This is a genomic window from Ancylothrix sp. D3o, from assembly GCF_025370775.1.
GTDB lineage: Bacteria > Cyanobacteriota > Cyanobacteriia > Cyanobacteriales > Oscillatoriaceae > Ancylothrix.
The window spans coordinates 525,322-545,753 of the sequence record NZ_JAMXEX010000001.1 but is presented as its reverse complement, the minus strand read 5'-3'; the positions used below and the strand labels follow the sequence as shown (position 1 = coordinate 545,753).

16 protein-coding genes, 1 tRNA gene and 1 pseudogene are annotated in these 20,432 nt (G+C 44.0%); 7 read left to right on the top strand and 11 right to left on the bottom strand.

Annotation, left to right across the window (positions count from 1 at the left end; all coding sequences use genetic code 11):
• The first annotated feature begins 35 nt into the window (after nt 1-35).
• Both NG798_RS02350 and NG798_RS02345 read left to right on the top strand, forming a co-directional pair.
• The gene (locus tag NG798_RS02350; RefSeq protein ID WP_261220186.1) at nt 36-2,195 is read left to right on the top strand and encodes a CHASE2 domain-containing protein; all 2,160 of its coding nucleotides are present in this window, start codon (nt 36-38) and stop codon (nt 2,193-2,195) included.
• A gap of 35 nt (nt 2,196-2,230) precedes the next feature.
• Nucleotides 2,231-3,463 carry a response regulator gene (locus tag NG798_RS02345; RefSeq protein ID WP_261220185.1) on the top strand — a complete coding sequence of 411 codons (1,233 nt, stop codon included), beginning with the start codon at nt 2,231-2,233 and terminating at the stop codon, nt 3,461-3,463.
• A gap of 114 nt (nt 3,464-3,577) precedes the next feature.
• On the opposite strand, the gene NG798_RS02340 is transcribed toward NG798_RS02345, so the two are convergent.
• Complete coding sequence (locus tag NG798_RS02340; protein ID WP_261220184.1) at nt 3,578-4,648, bottom strand: glycosyl transferase; 1,071 nt, start codon at nt 4,646-4,648, stop codon at nt 3,578-3,580.
• Between the two features lie 56 nt (nt 4,649-4,704).
• Nucleotides 4,705-5,886 carry an aminotransferase class V-fold PLP-dependent enzyme gene (locus tag NG798_RS02335; RefSeq protein ID WP_261220183.1) on the bottom strand — a complete coding sequence of 394 codons (1,182 nt, stop codon included), beginning with the start codon at nt 5,884-5,886 and terminating at the stop codon, nt 4,705-4,707.
• 117 nt (nt 5,887-6,003) lie between these two features.
• Between NG798_RS02335 and NG798_RS02330 the strand changes: the two genes are divergently transcribed.
• Complete coding sequence (locus NG798_RS02330) at nt 6,004-7,476, top strand: TM0106 family RecB-like putative nuclease (RefSeq protein ID WP_261220182.1); 1,473 nt, start codon at nt 6,004-6,006, stop codon at nt 7,474-7,476.
• Between the two features lie 200 nt (nt 7,477-7,676).
• Here the strand turns inward: NG798_RS02330 and NG798_RS02325 are convergent, their stop codons facing one another.
• Complete coding sequence (locus NG798_RS02325) at nt 7,677-8,228, bottom strand: hypothetical protein (RefSeq protein ID WP_261220181.1); 552 nt, start codon at nt 8,226-8,228, stop codon at nt 7,677-7,679.
• Nucleotides 8,229-8,446: 218 nt separating this feature from the next.
• Between NG798_RS02325 and NG798_RS02320 the strand changes: the two genes are divergently transcribed.
• The 4 genes and pseudogenes from NG798_RS02320 to NG798_RS02305 all read left to right on the top strand — a co-directional run bounded on the left by NG798_RS02320 (nt 8,447) and on the right by NG798_RS02305 (nt 11,327).
• Nucleotides 8,447-8,520 (top strand) — tRNA-Asp (locus NG798_RS02320).
• A gap of 185 nt (nt 8,521-8,705) precedes the next feature.
• Nucleotides 8,706-10,133 (top strand): annotated as a pseudogene (gltX, locus tag NG798_RS02315) (glutamate--tRNA ligase); the annotation flags it as partial.
• 39 nt (nt 10,134-10,172) lie between these two features.
• Nucleotides 10,173-10,634 (top strand): CAAD domain-containing protein, encoded by a 462-nt coding sequence (locus tag NG798_RS02310; RefSeq protein WP_317619554.1) that lies wholly within the window; start codon nt 10,173-10,175, stop codon nt 10,632-10,634.
• 183 nt (nt 10,635-10,817) lie between these two features.
• Nucleotides 10,818-11,327 (top strand): hypothetical protein, encoded by a 510-nt coding sequence (locus NG798_RS02305; RefSeq protein WP_261220180.1) that lies wholly within the window; start codon nt 10,818-10,820, stop codon nt 11,325-11,327.
• A 44-nt stretch (nt 11,328-11,371) separates the two neighbouring features.
• Here the strand turns inward: NG798_RS02305 and NG798_RS02300 are convergent, their stop codons facing one another.
• From NG798_RS02300 to NG798_RS02265, 8 genes are all read right to left on the bottom strand, one after another.
• Nucleotides 11,372-11,941 carry a hypothetical protein gene (locus NG798_RS02300; RefSeq protein WP_261220179.1) on the bottom strand — a complete coding sequence of 190 codons (570 nt, stop codon included), beginning with the start codon at nt 11,939-11,941 and terminating at the stop codon, nt 11,372-11,374.
• Between the two features lie 90 nt (nt 11,942-12,031).
• The gene (locus tag NG798_RS02295; protein ID WP_261220178.1) at nt 12,032-13,222 is read right to left on the bottom strand and encodes a ParM/StbA family protein; all 1,191 of its coding nucleotides are present in this window, start codon (nt 13,220-13,222) and stop codon (nt 12,032-12,034) included.
• A gap of 184 nt (nt 13,223-13,406) precedes the next feature.
• Complete coding sequence (locus tag NG798_RS02290) at nt 13,407-14,297, bottom strand: lipid kinase (RefSeq protein ID WP_261220177.1); 891 nt, start codon at nt 14,295-14,297, stop codon at nt 13,407-13,409.
• Between the two features lie 91 nt (nt 14,298-14,388).
• Entirely contained in the window at nt 14,389-14,820 is a 432-nt protein-coding gene (locus NG798_RS02285; protein ID WP_317619542.1) for a phosphate-starvation-inducible PsiE family protein, read from the bottom strand.
• A gap of 87 nt (nt 14,821-14,907) precedes the next feature.
• The gene (locus NG798_RS02280; RefSeq protein ID WP_261220175.1) at nt 14,908-15,765 is read right to left on the bottom strand and encodes a nitrate ABC transporter ATP-binding protein; all 858 of its coding nucleotides are present in this window, start codon (nt 15,763-15,765) and stop codon (nt 14,908-14,910) included.
• A 158-nt stretch (nt 15,766-15,923) separates the two neighbouring features.
• Complete coding sequence (locus tag NG798_RS02275) at nt 15,924-17,924, bottom strand: nitrate ABC transporter ATP-binding protein (RefSeq protein ID WP_261220174.1); 2,001 nt, start codon at nt 17,922-17,924, stop codon at nt 15,924-15,926.
• 64 nt (nt 17,925-17,988) lie between these two features.
• On the bottom strand, nt 17,989-18,831 hold the full coding sequence (gene ntrB, locus NG798_RS02270; RefSeq protein WP_261220173.1) for a nitrate ABC transporter permease: 843 nt from the start codon (nt 18,829-18,831) through the stop codon (nt 17,989-17,991).
• Nucleotides 18,832-18,938: 107 nt separating this feature from the next.
• On the bottom strand, nt 18,939-20,279 hold the full coding sequence (locus NG798_RS02265; protein WP_261220172.1) for a CmpA/NrtA family ABC transporter substrate-binding protein: 1,341 nt from the start codon (nt 20,277-20,279) through the stop codon (nt 18,939-18,941).
• Between the last annotated feature and the right edge of the window lie 153 nt (nt 20,280-20,432).

Below are 20,432 nucleotides of genomic sequence, written 5' to 3'. Positions count from 1 at the left end.
TGACAAATGATATGACAATAAAGGACGAAAGGCTAATGAATAATAAACGGCGCAAAATTTGGGAATGGCGGGGGGTGTTAATGATTGCACCTGGAGTGGCGTCTTGCGTGATTTTGCTGCGGGCAATTGGTTTGTTGCAGCTATTGGAATTGTCGGCTCTGGATCAGTTTTTTCGGGTACGTCCTCAAGAAAAACCTGATGAGAGAATTGTGATTGTTGGGGTGGAGGAGTCAGATTTGGAGCGGTTAAAAAAGTGGCCGGTTCCTGATCAAATTTTAGCGGATTTGTTGGAAAAGATAAAGAAGCAAAAGCCGAGGGCTATTGGGCTGGATATTTACCGAGATTTGCCGGTGGAACCTGGTCATGCAAAATTAAAAAAGCTGTTTGAAACTACACCGCAATTAATTGGGATTCAAAAAGTAGTGGGAAATGGCCAGGATGAAAGTGTAGCACCTTCGCCGATTTTGGCTCGTTTGGGGAGGAGTAGTGCGAATGATTTTCCTTGGGATGTGGATGGAAAAATTCGCCGGGGGTTTTTGTATTTAAGTGATCTTGATAAGAAGATGATTTATAGTTTGGGGTTTAAGTTGTCTTTAATTTATTTGGAAAAAGAGGGCATCCAACCGACAATGATGCCTGATAATGTTCATATTAAATTGGGTAAGGCAATGTTTGCGCCGTTTTCTAGCAATGATGGCGGTTATGTGGGGGCTGCGGATCAGGGCTATCAAGTTTTGTTGAATTATCGGGGGCCAAAAGGAACGTTTAAAAGTGTTTCGTTGAGTCAGGTTTTGGATAATAAAATTTCGCCGGATTTAATGCGAGATAAAATTGTTTTGATTGGTTCAACGGCGAAAAGTTTGAAGGATTATTTGCTGACTCCTTATAGTAGTAATTTGGTGACAATTCCTGAACCAATGGCGGGGGTAGAAGTTCATGCGAATATTATTAGCCAAATTATTCAAGGGGCTTTAAATGGGCGTCCATTGTTGCGAACAATGAGTGAACCTTGGGAGTGGGTTTGGATTTTGTCTTGGTCGTTTGTGGGGGCGACTTTAACTTGTCATTGGCGACGTAAGGAAGGGTTGGCGAAAATTTCGTTTTCTCGAACCACCGGCAGTATTTTGCTTTATGGTGGGGTTTTAGTTGGGATCGTTTATGTGGCGTTTTTAAATGCTTGGTGGGTGCCGGTGATTCCGCCGTTAATGACTTTGGTGGCGTCTACGGTGGTGATTATGAGTTATACTCTTTGGGAAAATCTTAAAAGTTCTTACCGGCAAATTGAAGAATATTCGCGGACTTTGGAAGTAAAAGTAGAGGAACGCACCAAAGAATTAAAGTATAAAAATCAGCAACTAGACCAAACTTTGCAGGAACTTAAGGCAGCACAAAAGCAAATGATTGCCCAAGAAAAGTTAGCTTTTTTAGGTACTTTGACGGCGGGAATTGCTCACGAAATTAGAAATCCTCTGAATTTTGTTAAGAATTTTGCAACTATTTCTGTGGATTTGACGCAAGAGTTAAAAGAGGAAATTGACAATCAATCGCAACAGTTAGAGGCCGAATCTGTAGAGTATATTGATGAGATTTTTAGCGAACTTAAGGATAGTATTGTTGAAATTGAAAAACAAGGTCAAAGAATTGAAGGGATTATTTTGAGTATGATGATGCACGCTCAAAAAGAAAGCGGTAAGCGAGAGAAAATCAATTTTAAGACTTTGTTAAGTGAGTCAATTCAACTAGCTTATCACAGTTTTAAGGCCAAACGAAATAATTTTGAAATTGCTATGGAAAAAAAATTTGATGAGGAGGTAGAAGAGATAGAGATAGTACCCCAAGAAATTAGTCGGGCGGTGGTAAATATTATTAGTAATTCCTGTGATGCGGTTTATGCAAAGCACAAGGCAAAAAAGGAGGAATTTAAGCCGGAAATTTTGATCACTACTATGAGTTTAAAGGATGCGGTTAAACTGATAATTAGGGATAATGGCCAAGGTATTGCCCCAGAAAATCTTGAGAAAATTTTTAATCCGTTTTTTACTACTAAACCCCCAGGCGAGGGGACGGGTTTGGGGTTATCTTTAACCTATGAAATTATTGTGGGACAGCATCAGGGAGAAATTAAGGTAGAGAGCGTGCTTGATTCCCACACAGAGTTTATAATTCTATTACCCAAAAAGTGGGGAGAGAACTAAGTGGGCGCAAAGTAAATATTAAGGAGTAAAGCTAAATGATCCCGAAAATTTTATTGGTTGATGATGAATTACCTTTTGAAGCGTTGATTCGCCGGCATTTTCGTAAACAAATTCGCGCTAAAGAAATGGAGTTATTGTTTGCAGCAAATGGGCTAGATGCCCTGGATAAGTTACAAGTGGAAGGGCCGGTGGATTTGGTAATTACTGATATTAATATGCCAGAAATGGATGGGTTAACGCTGTTAGAAAAAATTGGAATTTTTGACTCAACAATTAAAACTGTTGTGTTATCTGCCTATGGAGATATGAGAAATATTAGAACAGCTATGAACCGGGGGGCGTTTGATTTTCTCAATAAACCGATTGATTTTCAGGATTTAGAAATTACGATTAGTCGGGCGTTAAAACAAGTTCAAGAAATCCGCGAAAATCAGCAAAAGTTAAGGGCGGCGCAGACACAACTTATTCAAAGTGAAAAAATGTCGGCTTTGGGTCAGTTGGTGGCCGGTGTGGCGCACGAAATTAATAACCCGGTGGGATATATTACGGGCAATATTGGCATTGCCGAAGAATATTTGCAAGAGTTAATTGAGTTACTGGAACTGTATCAAACCTACTATCCTGAACCGACAGAAGAAATTAGGAAAAAAATTACAGAGATTGCTTTGGATGATTTAATCAATGATATGCCGCTTTTGATTTCTTCGATGCGAGAGGGCACAGACAGAATATGTTTTTTGAGTACGTCTCTGCGGACGTTTTCTCGTTCGGATGCGGATCATAAGGTGGCGTTTAACCTTCACGATGGTATCGAAAGTACGCTACTGATTTTAAAATACCGACTCAAAGGAAAAGATGGCCGGCCTACTGTTGAAATTATTAAAGAATATGGCGATTTGCCTTTAGTGATGTGTTTTGCCGGCCAGCTTAACCAGGTGTTTATGAATATCATAGCTAATGCTATAGATGCTTTTGATATGGGGAATTTGGATTTTGAAAAAGTTATCCCCACAATTAGAATTAGTACGGAAGTTATGCCAGCTAATAATAGTGTAGCAATTCGTATTTCTGATAATGGCCCTGGTATGTCGGAGGCTGTAAAACACAAGATTTTTGAGTATTTATATACCACAAAGCCGGTGGGCACCGGCACAGGTTTAGGTTTACATATCAGCCGACAAATAGTAGTGGAAAAGCATGGGGGTAGGTTAAGTTGTGAAAGTGAAGTTGGTGCGGGGGCTACTTTTATTATTGAACTTCCCCTATAGCTGGATGGAAAAAACTGGCATTTATCTGCTTGCGTCTGAGGTTTAATTTTAACCGCATCCTATAGCCGATAAACGCAGATTAACACTGATATTTATGGGGATTTTAGGAGGGTTTTACAGATAGTTAACGATTGCTTGGGCGATAGTTTCAGTGCCATTTTTATCGAGTTTTTCTGAGAGGCGGGGGGAGTTAACCGGCTGGTGAAGAAATTCCCAATTTCCCTCAAAAAATTCGGCTGGGGAAATGATTTGATGTTGCCCATAGTTTTGCAAGCCTTCTAATAATAAAGGTGACTCGGCAAAGCCTTCTCGCGTTAAAGAAATGAGGGGTGTATCTAAGCGCAAAGCTTCCGCAAATGTGCTATATCCGGGTTTAGAAATTACTCGCCCGGATATCTGCATAAAATCCACCGGCCTCAAGGTTTTATCTTGGACTTTAATTAAGTTTGGCAAGTCAGGCGCTTGTTTATCAAATGTAATAAACTGCCAATCAGAAAAATGTGCCAAATTATGATAGGGAATTTCTGCTAATCCTAAGCCTCCAAAGGAAAGTAGAATAGTTTTTTCTGCCGGTGCCGTAATTCCCCAATTTTGCCGGATTTGTTCATCACTAAATTGAGGAGTTCCTCCTGTTAAACCGGCCTCTCTTATATCAGGAAAAGCCCCCATTTCTTCATGCAAAGGCAAGCGGAATAAGACATCACATTGACTGAAACATTCTTTGATCCAATCAGCCATTTCTGTAAACTCACCCCCCCAAGGCCGGTAAATAAAATCCCAGCCAAAATTACTCATCATCCAACAAGGAATTCCCGCAGCTTTGGCAATTGGTGCAGCTAAAGGAGGAATATCTGCTAAAATTAAACCTACCTTATTTAGCTTAATAAAATTAACTTCAGAAGCAATTAAAGAATGTTGCTTTTTGCGAATTTCTTTGAGTTTTTCTAACGTGGCCGGTAGATCCATACTCAAACTATCACTTTGAACAACCCCCACATCAAAGGCGCGAGGACGAACAATAAAATCACCAGAAACATAAGATTCCAATAACCAACGTGGTGCAGTTGTTACGAAAATTATGGGAATTTCTGGGTTAATTTTTTTCACTTGCGCTGCTACAGATGCCGCCCGAACTGCATGGCCGAAACCGTGATTTGTGATGGCAATATAAAGAGCTTTTGACATATTTTTGTAAGAAGTGTTTAGGAGGTTGGATATAGTCTCTAGGCTTTTAATATTGCCTACTTTGCCTGAAAATCTAAAATCGCCTCTATTAATTGATCAATTTCCGATTCGAGGGTAAAATAATGCACACAAGCCCGCACACAATCAGGATTTAATAAGGTTCTTACCATAATATTTCTCTCTTCTAAATAATTAACTAAATCGTCGTGAGTTCTGCCAGATTCTATCTGGGTTTCATGCAATTGGAAAGAAACTAAACCGGCATCGGGGGGAGATTTTTTTAGACAAGAAACTCCTGCCAAATTATTTAATTTTTCCCAAAGAATCTTACTTAACTCCCGAATACGCTGATAACGTTTCTCAGTGGTTCCCCATTCGTGATGCAAAGCAATTGCAGTTCGTAAACCGGCATATAATGTAGTAGAAGACGAAGCAATTTCAAATCGGCGGCCATCTGATTTAAACTCCACCGGTTCGCCTTGAGAATTAACTTTAACGGAACGCCAGCCGATAAAAGTAGGACGGACACTTTCTAAAATTGCTGGATGAACATATAAACCGCCTAAACCAGCCGGCCCACACCACCATTTATGGCCGGTAAACGCATAAAAATCCGGTTCTAATTGTGCTAAATTTAAAGGTAAAACTCCCACAGATTGTGCCGCATCCACCAAAATTCTTACCGGCTGACCCCATGTAGAATGACTGCGACATAACTGGATAATTTCTTCGAGAGGTAAAACTTGGCCGGTGTTCCATAAAATATGACTAATCACCACCAAACGAGTATTTGAGCGTAAATATTGAGCAATTACATCCAGGGGCGAGCCTTCATTTAAAGTGGCTTTCAACGGACAAGTTGATACCTCAATATCATACCTGCGTTGCAATTCCCGCACCGCTGCGATAACGCCTTGATGTTCGCAGTCTGTGAGCAACAAATGATCCCCCGGACGCCAATCAATGCCCCACAAGGCAATATTACACCCCACTGTCACGTCTTCTGTGAGCGTAATACTTGATGCGGGTACCCCCAACTCCCCCCCAATCATGCAGCGCGTTTCCTCGGCTTCTTTTGTCATCCAAGCATTTGCTTCTGCCGAAAACGGCCCTCGCAGTTCGATTTGCTTATATGATGTCACAATAGCTTCTAGGGCTTGTTTTGAAAGTGGCCCTTGGCCGCCATAATTAAAATAAGCTTTGTTTGTTAATGCTGGGAAATGTTGCCGGTGATTCATAATTGTTTGGGATTGTTTATGAGGTTTTAATTTAACCACAGATAAATACAAATTGACACAGATGGGTCGAAATTTATTAACTAGCTTAGACTGTTTTTTGGGATACAGGAAAAATTCATGCTATTGAATGATGAGTTGTTTTTTCAATATCAGCGTTGTCCAAGGCGAGCTTACTTAGATGTTTGGGGAGATGCCGAAAAGCAAGACCCTCAAACTGATTTTTTACGCAAGCTTCAACAAGATACCATAGCACATCGGCTGTCTGTTCTTTCCCTACTGTCTTATCATCAGCCACAATATCCTCGTCACGATGTCGCCGCCGGTGCCCAAGCTACCCTTGAACTTATGCAGCAAGGTGTTGATATGATTTATTCTGGGGTTTTGCTGGCAGAACATTACGGCGATTTTACCCTTACCGGCACACCCGATTTATTAATTAAGTATCCGGGGAATTCCGTGTTTGGAGATTGGTGTTATTTGCCGGCAGAAATAAAACTCAGTAAACGGCCAAAGTTAGATTATCAAATTGCTGTAGCTTTTCACGCCTATTTGCTTTCTTTGACGCAAAATTTTCTCCCCGATGTCGGCTTTCTTTTTTTGCGTTCTCGCCGCAATTATCCTGTAAATTTAGAACAGCGTTTACCGCAAATGCACGAGCGCCTCAATGAGTGTATCGAGATGCTCCGCCGGCGTCAAGAACCAGAAGTTTTTATCTCTCGTCATCCTTGCAGTAATTGTCGTTGGTATAGCAGTTGTTATCAAGTTGCTTCGGAAGGTTGTCATCTTTCTTTAATACCAGGCATTACACCAAATCGCTATGCTAAATTAAAAGTCTTAAATATTACTACTCTCGAAGCCCTTGCCAAGGTTGAGCCGGCTGATCTTGCGGAGGAACCAGAGTTTCCAGAATCTATCCCTGAGCAGTTAGTTTTGCAGGCAAAAGCTTTTATAGAAAATAAGGCATTTGTCACACCGGCAGCCTTTTTTCTTTCTGGGGAAGACTTGCCAACTGCTCCGGTAGAAATGTATTTTGATATTGAAGCTGAGCCCGAATTAAATTTGTTTTTTTTGCACGGCGTTTTAGTTGTTAACCGGCTTACGGATACCCAACAATTTTATCCTTTTTTTGCCAAAACTCCGGCAGATGAGGGGGTTATTTGGGAAGAGTTCTTAGAGCTTGTTTGGCAATATCCAACTGCCCCAATTTATCATTTTTGTGAATTTGAGGCTCAAACTATTAAACAACTGGCTAGACGCTATCATACTCCTGCAAACCGTTGGCTTCCTTTGCTGAGCCGGTGTGTTGATATCCATGAAAGAATTACTCGCACAACAATTTTGCCCGTAGAAAGTTATTCCCTCAAAAGTTTAGCGCGGTGGATGGGTTTTCAGTGGCGAAATTCCCAAGGGAATGGCGCTCAATGTGTTTGCTGGTATGATGAGTGGTTGAAAACCGGCAATCGTGATTATTTAACAGCCATCGAGCAATATAATGAGGATGATTGCCGTGCTACTTATTTAATTAAAGATTGGTTAGTTAAATTTTTGCAGGATAGTTCTACAGAAAATTTAATTAGGGCCGGTTTATGAAAGAAATTTATACATCTCGGTTAACCGGCCTCTAATATTACCTAATGGACAAAGTTTACTGTTAAACCTGCTGTGCTGCAACTAAATGCCCTTGTTTCAGCATTTGTTTAACTATCAGCCACACCGCCATTTGTTCAACTATTAATATTCCAAGCACAGAATGTAATATTGCTGGCACTTAATCAATCACCCATCCCCCCTTAATTCACCCACATTTCTGTAAAAGACAAACGAGGGCAATTATTCCACCAAACCCGATTAACACAACTCGCTTTTAGCGTAATATTTTGAGAATTGGGAATTTCAAGAACTCTCTGCTGAATTTCCGTTTGCCGGCCAATATAAATTTGGTCAATCATATTTCTATCCGCATAAACTTCCAGCACAACCATATCTTGTCTATCCGTCTCATCACTATCCTTATCTAACCCAAAAGACAAATTAAGTTGAGAAACCCCCGCCGGCAACTTACAAGTAACCTCAGCCCCATACTCACTGCGGTCTAAAACATCCCCAAAATCTGCTAGATATTTATTGTGTAAATAAGCCACTTCATCGTAATTACTCTCCCCAATACGAACATCTTTTCGAGGAACCGTAAGTTTAAGAGGACTTTGAATTTCAGGAGTTTTACTTTGACATTCCAAATCATACAAATTAGAGGCCGTAGTTTGCGCCTTTAGCTCAACCCCAGCCAACATCACCGGCACACACAAAGTCAAACCCCAAACCACTTTTGCAAACTTGCTCATAAACACTCCTCAATTTTCCAAAAAAAACACATCCACCCTTTAATCTTATAACCGCCCGCAGGGCTATCCACTGCTTCGCGGGGCCGGTGCCACAGTGGCCCAAAATCTCGCCTGTATGCAGGCCCAAAAATGTCCACTGGCACCATCCCGAAAAAATTTTTTCAAAACCCCTTGACAACCCCAAATAGATAAGCAATACTAGATTTCGCGGAACACAAGGGACTGTAGTTCAATTGGTTAGAGCACCGCCCTGTCACGGCGGAAGTTGCGGGTTCGAGCCCCGTCAGTCCCGTTAAAAAAAACAAAAAATCCAAAAGCCCTCTATGAAAGTGGCGCAGCAGTATCGCCTGTGATTGCCGGCCCTGCCCCAACCTTGCAGGCAAAAGAAGTTTAAAGTTTTAAAATAGGCCGCTGCGTCAGAAGATGATAATATCTGCCGGCCTGCTGTATTTATTTTATTTCTTGGAGAAACCTGCTGTGACAGTAAGAGTTCGTATTGCCCCAAGTCCAACGGGCAATCTGCATATCGGAACCGCTAGAACTGCCGTATTTAACTGGCTATATGCCCGTTCCAAAAACGGCACCTTTTTTTTGCGAGTTGAAGACACCGACCTCGAACGCTCTAAACCAGAATATACCCAAAATATCCTCGATGGCCTGACTTGGCTAGGATTAAATTGGGACGTCGGGCCGGTATTTCAATCTCAGCGCATAGACTATTATCGCCAGCAAATACAAACCTTAATAGATAAAGGCGTCGCCTATCGCTGCTATTGCACCACCGAAGAACTCGACCAAATGCGGGAAGAGCAAAAAGCCAATAACCAAGCCCCCCGCTATGATAACCGGCACCGCCACCTCACAGCCGAAGAAATTGCCGCCTTTGAAGCCGAAGGACGCAGCCCCGTCATCCGCTTTAAAATAGACGACGAACGCGAAATAAGCTGGCATGACATGGTACGCGGCATAGTTACCTGGAAAGGCAACGACCTCGGCGGTGATATGGTGATTGCCCGCGCCGCCAAAAATGGCGAAATTGGCCAACCTCTTTACAATTTAGCAGTCGTGGTAGATGACATCGAAATGGGCATTACCCACGTCATCCGAGGCGAAGATCATATCGGCAATACCCCCAAACAAATTTTGCTTTATGAAGCCTTTGGTGCCAATGTCCCCGAATTTGCCCATACACCGCTGATTTTAAACACAGCCGGTCAAAAACTCTCTAAACGCGATGGTGTCACCTCGATTTCTGATTTCAAGAAAATGGGCTACACCGCCGAAGCACTTGTAAACTACATGACATTGCTGGGTTGGTCTTCGCCGGATGCGGAAGAATTATTTACCCTCTCTCAAGCCGCCGAGAAATTTAACTTTGAACGGGTGAATAAGGCCGGTGCTAAGTTTGATTGGGATAAGCTGACGTGGATTAATGGTCAATATCTGCGTCAAATGCCGGTAGCGCAAATGACTGATTTGCTGATTTCTTATTGGCAAGAAGCCGGTTATGAATTTAACGCCGAAACAGACCGGCCCTGGTTAGAACAACTTACCACACTCATTGGCCCCTCCCTCAATCGCTTAGATGAAGCGGTGGCAATGAGTAAGGTGTTTTTTGTACCAAGCTTTGAAGTCACAGAAGAAGCTAATACTCAATTACAGCAAGAAGGCTCAAAGGCTGTATTGCAAGCAATTTTGAGCAACTTAGCCCCAAATTCTCCCCTCACTGAGGCGGAGGCTCAAGAAATTATTAAAAAAGTCACAAAAGAGCAAAACGTCAAAAAAGGCGTTGTAATGCGCTCTCTGCGGGCAGCTTTGACCGGCGAGGTACACGGGCCTGACCTGATACAATCTTGGCTACTCCTCAATCAACGTGCTCAAGATCGAGTGCGTTTAGAAAAGGTTGCAGGCGTCCAAATTCAACACGAACCCCAGAAGGAAGCTATGAGCGAAACCCCCGAAACACCGGCACCAAGTCCTGTTACAGAGAACCCAGAACCCACTCCCGTTGTGGTTGAGACTACTCCCGTTACAACACGGGTGGAAATGAGTGCTCCGACAACTGGACAAGTCCAAGAAGAGGCTCAACAAGTGGGTCAGGCTTTTGTCTCAATTTTGTCTGATTTACCTGATTATATCGGTGGCTTTTTTAATCAATATCAAAAGCTTCTGAAAACTTTAGGTTTAATTGTTCTGGCTTTGCTTAGTTTGCGTTTGTTACAAGCTACGCTGGATGTGTTTAATAGTCTGCCTTTGTTGGGCGGCTTGTTTGAGGTTGTTGGTATTGGTTATTCGGCTTGGTTTGTTTATCGTTATTTGCTGACTTCTAGTAGTCGGCAAGAGTTGGCTGCTCAAATTAAGTCTGTTAAAGAACAAGTGGCCGGTGGAAATTCTCCTGAGTCTTAATTAATTAAGCACGATGGGGTGGGCATTGGCTCACCCTCTCTATTTGGTGGCATCGGTTGGGGTTTTTTTAAACCGCAGATTAACGCAGATTAACGCAGATGTAAAGCAGGCAGGATGGCTGAGCCACTGATGGGTTCTTGAGTTTTTTTGTATAATTTTAAAGTGTAGTTTGGTAAGGGCGGTATGTTATATAAATGGGTGAAAAATTTTAAGGATTGCCGCTTTGTTTTTTTGGGTTTGGTTGTGGTTGGTTTGGTTCTATTTTGTCAGGTTCCTGTTGTTGCTCAAGTTCGGTCTGTGGGGTTGTTTGCAAATGTTACTCTCAATTTGAATTTTAAGCCTGATCCTTTTATCCTTCGGGGTATTAGTGGTGGTGATATTGCGGCGAGTGGTATTGCGGGCAGGAAGGAAAGTTTGACTGGTTCTTGTGTGGGTTTTGTTGATGAAGCTGCGGATCATGTGATTATATTAAAGGCTTTTTTTAAACAGCTTAGTTTGCAAGTAGAAAGTGAAGATGATACAACTTTAGTGGTGCGCGGGCCGGGGGGTAGTTGGTGTAATGATGATGCTCCCACTCGTGGCAAAAATTCGGGAATTAGCGGTGAATGGTTAGCAGGTTCTTATCAAGTTTGGGTTGGTTCTTATCAAGAAAAGAAATATCAACCTTATGTTATTCGCATTAGCCAAAAATAAAAAATAGGTTGGTTTTTATAGTTTTTAGCCAACCTATTTTTGTTTTAAAAATCATCTGCTATCAATCCTTTGAGGCGCTCCAATACAGGATCGGATGGCTCTGCCGGCCCACTATGAGCCGGTTGTGGTTCAGGTTTTGATTCAGGTTTTGAGGCCGGTTGCGAGGATGATACACCTCCCCACTGGGGAGTCACCGGCCTCTGCGTTACCGCAGGCTGAGGTTCTGGTGGTGGCGGTGTTGGTTGGTTGTGTTGTTGCTGTTGTAACTGGCTAACCAGGCGCTCCAAACTAGCCAACCGGCCCGACACATCATTAAGCGTCCTTTGCTCAAAGCCATTAAATTGCCTTTGCAGTTGAGTCAACCGTTCGCTAAACCCTGATAGATCGACAGAATTTGCTGGTGATGCCGATGGAGTGGCGATGACTTCTTTTGCTTGCAAACGTTGCTCCAACTCAATAACATGAGCTTGCAAGGCGGCGATTTGTTGTTCCATTTCCCCAATTTTGGGGCTGGGACGCAAAGACTCTGGCACTCCTAACAAGTGCCAAAGAGCCTCCTTGCAAAGATCACTGAACGTTTTGTGAGGATTGTTGATGATTTGCTCTTCAATCATCTTCAGCAAAGTGCGATCAGTGACCTCTTGAGAGAAGCTGACCGTTTTGTTTGTCGTTTTATTTGACCACTGAAACATCAGCTTTAAAGTTTATTGGCGAGATGCAGAGGGTGCTGCCAGTTGAGCTTCTGCGTAAATATATTGTCCGAGGGCATTAGCTTGGCGGCAAGGCGCAGCTAAATAGGTATTGATGCGAGCATCTTTGAGTAAACGTTCGATATCTTCAGCGAAGAATTCTCCGCCACCGCCGGTTAAGATAACGTGGGTTACTCGTTCTGGCAGCCAATCTAAGATGCGGTTGCAAATTTCGCGGGAGAAACCTTCTTTGAGGTTGGGGAGAGTATCATCCAAATTGGTCGGTTTCAGAGCGCCCCTTGGACGATAAAAGCGATCACCGCGTGGCCGGTTGACAGCTTCAATCAACGACAAAGATTGAGGATCTGCTCCTTCAATTTGAGCCGCCACTTGTTCATAAAATTTTGTCATAGCAAACGGTTCGCTTTTAGATGCAGCCCGTGCAAACCGGAAATTATCAACCATCAGACAGTCAGTAGTTTGATGCCCGATATCAACAATGGCAACGGAGATTTTGCTGAAATCGGGGGCTGGGGTTGCGCTTGCGCTTCTTTTCGGCTGTGCTTCACACCAAATCAAGCTTCCGTAGCCTTCAGGAATCACCCAAACTTTCGTGATGTTCAGGTTCATTTGTTCGCCACGAAATACCATCGTGTGGGGGCCGGTAAGTTGGCTAATCAGTTTTTCTTTTTCCCGCTCAAATTCTTCTTGAGAATAGTAGGGCAAACTGATGACAATAGAAAGGTCGTCTTTGTCTCTCAGTTCTTTAGAGAAATAGCCGATGCAGCCCAAAACTTTAGCCAGAGCGTTTTCGGTTTTTGATTCTTTATCTCTTCTGTCAGATCCGCCGTCTGAGAACAGCTTCGCCCCAAAGTCTGCGGCGAGTTGACCAAGTGCATAGCCATTGCCTTGATACTCAAGCCAAAGATCCATTAAAGGATCAGTGGGACGCACTTCAAAAGTACCGCCGCGTAAGTCTTGCACCGGCTTTTGGATTGCGTTGGCGGGAATAAAGGCCACCGTGCCTTCGTCTCGGCCTACACAAGTTTTTGTGGCTGTCCGGCCCAAATCGATGCTGATAATCGATTTAAGCACTAAGGGCGTTCTTGTTTGTTGTTTTTGGGCGGTGGGCGCGTTAATCGGCGTACTTGCCGAAGTTGCGGCATTCATTGGGGTAGCAGCGGACTGCGGTGGTTGGCTATTCATCAGAACTCCTATTCTCTCTTAGCCTCAAACTTACCATGACCAAACCCCGTTTTCAGAACAGATTAAGGTGGGGTTGGCTTTTTAATATGGAGCGTCATTTTGTAGTCTTTGCACTAGGGCAGGACTATCTTGTTTTGACGCTTTTCCCAGTTTTAGTTTTTTGGGCCACAACAATTTTATGGCATTATGGCACATACACCGGCAATGCTTGAGGGATAACGCGAAAAGTTGCGGGGGTGGTGGTTGTAATTTCGCCGTCTGTGTTGATTGGACGTTTTTTGCTATAGGTTGTAATTTCTATTTCTTGTCCTTGAAAGGCTCTCACTCCTGGCCAAGATGCGTGATTTCCTTGTCTCATGGCCGGCATCAGGGCGAGAATATGCCACCAGTCTTTTGCTTCTAAGCTATATAAATCCAAGCGCCGGTCGTCTATGGCTGCATCTTCGGCTACGGTCATTCCACCCCCATAATAACGGCCATTGCCTACAGCTATTTGAAGCGCTCTTACTAAAATTGGTTCTTCTCCGTTGATTCGTATTGAAGCATTAAAGGGTCTTGATTCCCAGACAGCTTTACTCGCTGTTATGGCATAGGCCAATACTCCCCATTTTTGTTTGATGTCTTTGGTGAGTTGGCGGGTAATTTTGACGCTTAATCCTAAACTTGCGACGTTAAAAAAATATTTTCCATTCACCCAGCCTAAATCTATTCGCTGCATTTTTCCGCTGGCAATCACTTGACAAGCTTCGGGTAATGTGGTAGGAATTCCCAAGGTTCGAGCTAAATCATTTGCAGTTCCGAGGGGCAAAATTCCCAGCGGTAATTGAGTTTCCACTAAACCTTCGACGGCGGCATTCATGGTGCCATCACCGCCGCCAATAATCACTAAATCGACTTTATCTTGGTTGCTACGAATGACTCCGGGGATTTGATCGGCATTTTTTATTTTTTTTTCGAGTAAGTCAAAGCCTAAATTTTCTAGTTGTTCTAGGGCTTCGTTGATTTTATCGCCTCCTTGTCTGGCTTGCCGGTTGACAAACACTAAGGCGCGTTTGCTTTTTGTTTGCTGAGTCATAAAGTGCGGGGCTCATGGGTCAAAACTTCCTTTTCAGGTTAACGATTTTTTTGTAGTTTGGTTGACGATTTAGTTTTTAGCCTTTGAGTTTTTAGCCTTTGTGCATCCGGCGGATAATCCAGTAACTTGTGGAGAGGGCTAAAATTGAGAAAGCTAAGCCAATAATTTGAACCCCTTCGATTTTTTCTAAGTCTAAAATGATAATTTTTCTGGCCACCGCAATAATTGAGGTGACAATCACTAATTCTACCTGGATGACGTGCTTTTTCAGGTAGGCGGTGATGTTTTCTAAAATTTCTAGGGCAATTAAGACGTTTAAAAATAAACCAAAAGTTTTAAATAAAGTTTTGCCAAAATCGTCGAGGGGAGTTGTAAATAACTCCTTCACCAGAAAGGCGTTTAAATTCCAAATAGAAACTAATATCACTATAACCATTGCCACTGATAGAACTTTAGAAACCGCAGTTTCTAGGTACTCTAGCCAGTGCAAAAACTTTTCATCTTGATTATTATAGTGCTTCATTGGGTGGAATAATTTTTTAAATAATGGCATATTCGAGACTTTTGGTATGCCCACCAACAAATATCGGTGGGCATACCTAAAAGCTTATTAATCGTCATCGTGGGCAAAACGATGATATAAGAAGTCTAAGGCATAGTTCCGCAGTTTGTAATATGTGGGGTCTTCCATGATCCGGGCGCGGTCGCGGGGACGGGGGAAAGGAATTTCTAAAATTTCGCCGATTTTCGCCGCCGGCCCGTTGGTCATCATCACTAATTTGTCAGCCAAAAATAGGGCTTCATCAATATCGTGAGTAATCATCAAAACGGTGGCGCGGTTGTCGTTCCAAATTTTGAGTAATTCTTCTTGTAGTTCTTCTTTGGTAATAGCATCCAGCGCGCCAAAGGGTTCATCCAAAATTAAGACTTTTGGTGCAATTGCTAAAGCGCGAGCAATTGAAACCCGCTGTTTCATCCCCCCAGAAATTTGACTTGGTTTTTTATGGGCGGCTTCGGTTAAGCCAACCATTGCCAAGTGTTTTTGAGTAATTTCTCTTTTTTCTGCTTCTGATTTATTGGGGTTAACGGCATCAATTGCCAGGTAAATATTTTCATAAGCTGTCAACCAAGGTAGAAGCGCATAGTTTTGAAATACTACCATGCGATCTGGGCCTGGTTCGCCGATGGGTTGACCCTCTAAACGTACTTGGCCGGTGGTGGGGGTAGAAAAACCAGACACCATATTTAAAAGGGTAGATTTGCCACAACCAGAGTGACCAATCACACAGATAAATTCACCTTCATTGACTGTCAAATTGACTCCATCAAGTACGGTAAATGGCCCCTTGGGAGTTTTATAAACTTTGGTGACGTTATCAACAATTAGATAAGGCTGCCGGTTGGGAGGAGCTTTTTGGGGTTGTTTACCAGTTTGAGTAGAGGTGGCGTTAGTTTTCACAGATTGCATGGTTATTTGTGATGGTTGGTGAACGGTTGATTAGTGGTTGGTCATTGGTCAAAAGTTGAGGTTTGCATACAGGCATGAAGCCTGTGCTACTCTTGGTCGCGCCCCTACATTAGTAAAGACAATTGACTAGGCAAAAATGACAAATGACCAAGAATCAATTAAGCAGCGGGCCGGCGGGAATCGATGACAACTTCGGCAACGCTGAAATCGCGTTTAATTTTCAAATTGTTGAGATATCCGATTGGGTCTTCAGCATCAAATTTTGTCCCGTCAAAAAGTTGGATGGTACCCCGATTATATTTCATATCCAACACGCCTAATTCACGGGCTGCGGTGCTAAAGACATTAACCCGACAAACTCGTTCGAGAATTTCTAACCAGTTGCGGGGGAAGGGAACATCACCCCAGCGAGCCATTTGGGTCATTTGCCAGAGGTGTTCTGTGCGAGAGGGCCGGTTGACACCATCACCAAAGAATAAATGATGGGCGTATTCTCGCATGGGTTGGTCTAAACTGCACGCGGCTGAGGAGGGGTCGCCGAGTTGAATATAATCGACGTTGGTGCTGAGATATTCTCGACTGGCGACGATTTGACGCACTTCTTCGTCGTTGGCATGATCGGCGCAATATTGACCGGCCTCTAAGAGTGATTTCACTAAGGCGATGTGCGTATTAGGATAGGCATTTGCCCAATCTTCCCTTACTCCTAATACTTTTCCTGGGTGGCCGGGCCAAATTTCCAGATCGGTTGCTACGGTGAAACCGACATTTTCCATTGCGGCTCGTAGGCTCCAGGGTTCGCCTACGCAGAAACCATCGATACTACCGGCCTGTAAGTCTACTACCATTTGGGCCGGTGGCAGGTTGGTGAGGTGGACTTCGTGATCGGGGTCAATTCCACCGGCAGCTAACCAATAACGCAGCAATAAATTGTGCATTGAGGAAGGATGAACTACCCCCATGCGGTGTTGTAAATTTGGCGATTCTAAGAGCATTTTCTTAAAGTCTGCCAATCCATAAATGCCTTGTTCGTAAAAGCGTTTGCAAAGAGTAATTGCGTTGCCGTTACGAGTCATTGTCAGGGAAGAAACCACCGGCGCCGGGCGATTTTCGTGGCCACCTAATGTCATCCAAACCGGCATTCCTGAAGGCATTTGAGCAGCATCTAAAAAGCCGCCGGCGATGCCATCAACAATCCCGCGCCAGCTTGTTTCCCGCACTAAAGTTACTTCATCTAAACCATGTTTGGCAAAGAAACCTTTTTCTTTGGCGATGGCAAGGGGTGCACAGGCAGACAGGGGAACAAAGCCAATTTCCAAATTAACTTTTTCCAAGCCATGACGGGCAATTGCGCCTGCTTTTTTCGCCCGCAATTTTTTGATACGTTTTTGTTGGTTAAGGAAGTAAATCATTTCACTCCGCAAGCGATAATAGCTTGGGTGTTCTACTACTTCCATACGCTTGCGAGGGCGTGGGATATCTACATCTAAAATTTGGCCAATTTTTGATTCGGGCCCGTTGGTTAACATCACGATGCGGTCGGATAATAATACCGCTTCATCGACATCGTGTGTCACCATAACTGCTGTAACTTCGTTTTCCTCACAAATTCTCATTAATTGTTCTTGCAAGTTGCCACGAGTTAAGGCATCTAAGGCGCCGAAAGGCTCATCTAATAACAGCACTTTTGGGCGAATTGCTAAGGCGCGAGCAATAGAAACTCGCTGTTTTTGTCCCCCTGAAAGCATCCCTGGTTGTTTATCGGCGTGGGGTCTTAAACCTACCATGTCGATATGATGTTCTACGATGCTGCGTCTTTCTTCTTTGGAGAGGTTTCCGAGAACTTCATCAACGGCGAGGGTGATATTTTCGCGGACGTTTAACCAGGGAAGTAGGGAGTAGTTTTGAAATACTACCATCCGGTCGGGGCCGGGGCCGGTGATTTTTTGGGATTCGAGGGTGACGACTCCATCGGTGGGTAAGTCGAGGCCGGCAATCATGTTTAATAGGGTTGATTTGCCGCACCCGGAGTGTCCAATTAATGAGATGAATTCGCCTTTTTTGATTTGGAGGTCGATGCCTTTGAGGGCTATGTATTTGTTGCCGCCGGCTAGGTCAAATACTTTTTCGATTTGGTCTACTGCTACGAAAACTGACATAGTTTTTTGATTGGGGCTGAATGAGTTTTGAACCGCAGATTAACGCAGATGAACGCAGATGGTTTTATTTCTTTTCGCCGGGGATGAGTTTGTCGGCGACGATTGCCATGATTCTGTCAAGTATTAAGCCGACTAATCCGACCCAAACTAGGGCGACTATGATATCGCTTGTACGGCCTACGTTGTAGGCGTCAAACATGAAGTATCCTATGCCTACGCCGCCGGTGATCATTTCTGCTGCTACGATGGCTAACCATGCTAAACCGATGCCAATTCTGAGGCCGGTGAAGATGTAGGGAACTGCGGCGGGAAGTACGACTTTGACGAAATATTTTTGTTGAGAAAGGCGTAAGACGCGGGCGACGTTTTTATAGTCTTGGGGAATTTGTTGTACGCCGACAATGGTGTTCATTAAAATCGGCCAAACTGCGGTAATGAAAATAACGTAAATTGCAGATGGTTCCGATTTTTGAATGGCGGCGAGGGCGATGGGCAACCAGGCAAGGGGGGGAATGGTACGCAAGAGTTGGAAGATGGGGTCAAAGGCACGGAATAAAAGGTTATTTACGCCGACTAAAATGCCGACTGCGACACCAACGATGCCCGCTAGGGTGTAACCAATGGCAACCCGTTGTAAGCTGGCGGAAATTTGCCAGAATAAGCCTTTGGCGGTTCCTTCTCGGTCGGGGTAAGCGAAGGGGTAGAAAATTTTATCCCAACTTTCTTGAAATACTCTGATTGGCCCTGGCAATGTGGAGTCGGGGCTGATGGTAAGAAGTTGCCATAACAATAGACAACTAATGATTGCAATCAGGGGGGGTAAGATGTTGGGGCCTTGTTTTTTGATCGAGGTAATAAAGTTTTCGATGGGGTTTGATGAGGCGTTGCGTTTGTAATCTGCGGTCATTTTTTAGGTTCTCCAAGAATTGTTAGCGGTGGTTTGTGATTCGTCTTTTTGTCATTTGTCATTTGCCTGTGCTTTAACCAATAACAAAGGACAAATGACAAAGGGCATTAGACTCGTTTAATTTTGAGGCTTGCGAGGTAGGCTTTGGGGTTTTCTGGATCAAAGACTACGCCATCAAAGAATTTTTCTGGCCCTTTGGAGGGACTCGAAGGAATTTCGGCGGCGGCGACTCCCATTTCTTGGGCGGCTTCTCGCCAGTATTTTTCGCCGTTGACTTCTGCGATCAGTTTTTTGGTGTCTAGGTCGGCGGGTAGTTGTCCCCAGCGTTGGTTTTCAACAAGGAACCACAAGTCATGGCTTTGATAGGGGTAGGAGGCGTTGCCTTTGTCCCAGAAACGCATCACGAAGGGACTGTTGTCTACAATCCGTCCGTCGCCGTAGTCGATTTTTCCTTTGAGTCGGTCGATGATGTCGCTGACGGGGACTTTGGCGTATTCGTCACGTCCGACTATTTCTGCCATTTCTTGCCGGTTTTCCATTTTGTCGCACCATTGCTGGGCTTCCATGATGGCTTTGAGGATGGCTTTGAGGGTTTTGGGATTTTTTTCTGCCCACTCTTTACGGAAGGTGAGGGCTTTTTCGGCGTGGTCTTTCCAGATTTCGCCTTGGATGGCGGCGGTGTAGCCGACTTTTTGGCTGATGGCGCGTTTATGCCAGGGTTCACCAACGCTGAATCCTTGGATGTCGCCAGTTTTCATGTTTGGTACCATTTGCGAACCGGGGACGATTTGCACGGTGACGTCGGTATCGGGGTCGATTCCACCGGCTGCTAACCAGTATCTCAGCATCATGTCGCTTGTGCCGCCTTTGAAGGTGTGGGCGAAGCGTAGGTTTTTCCCGGCTGTTTTGGCTTTTTCGACTTCTGCTTTCATTACCGAGGTGTCGAGTTTGACTCCTGTTGGTTTGAGGCTGTCGGATACGGTGATGCCTTGTCCGTCTATGTTGATCCGCATTGGCACGATCATTGGGATTTTCTTGTTGCCTTTGGTGATCGTTCCCAGGGACATTAAATATGGGATGGGGGTAAGAACGTGGGCACCGTCTAAGCCTCCACCGGCTGTTTCGAGTTCGAGTTTATCTCTAATAACTGCCCAAGATGGTTGTTTTTGTAATTGGGCGTCGCTTACTCCATATTTGGCAAAGAATCCTTTTTCTTTGGCTATAATCAAAGGCGCTGCATCGGTTTGTCCGATTATTCCCAGGGTGACGGTTTTTGTTTCCGGAAGTTGATCGGCGCTTAAATTAATAGCTTGTACTTGTTCGACTTTGCTACCGGCTTTTTCTGGGGGGTTCCCTAAACAGCCTTTTAATAAAACTGAACTGGCTGCGGTGGCACCGGCGGTGAATAGAAATTTACGTCTCGAAATTGCGCTGGAAAATTTAGTCATAGGGAATCCTCTTAGCGATTCTTTTTGCATTTACCTTGGTTTGGTGAATGGCTGGTAGAACCGCTATCAACTTTGTTGGTGATAGGTATGGTTTACATTTTGGGTACTTTATTGCTGTTGGGCTTGGGCGGTTTTTTTGGCGTTGGCCCCCCG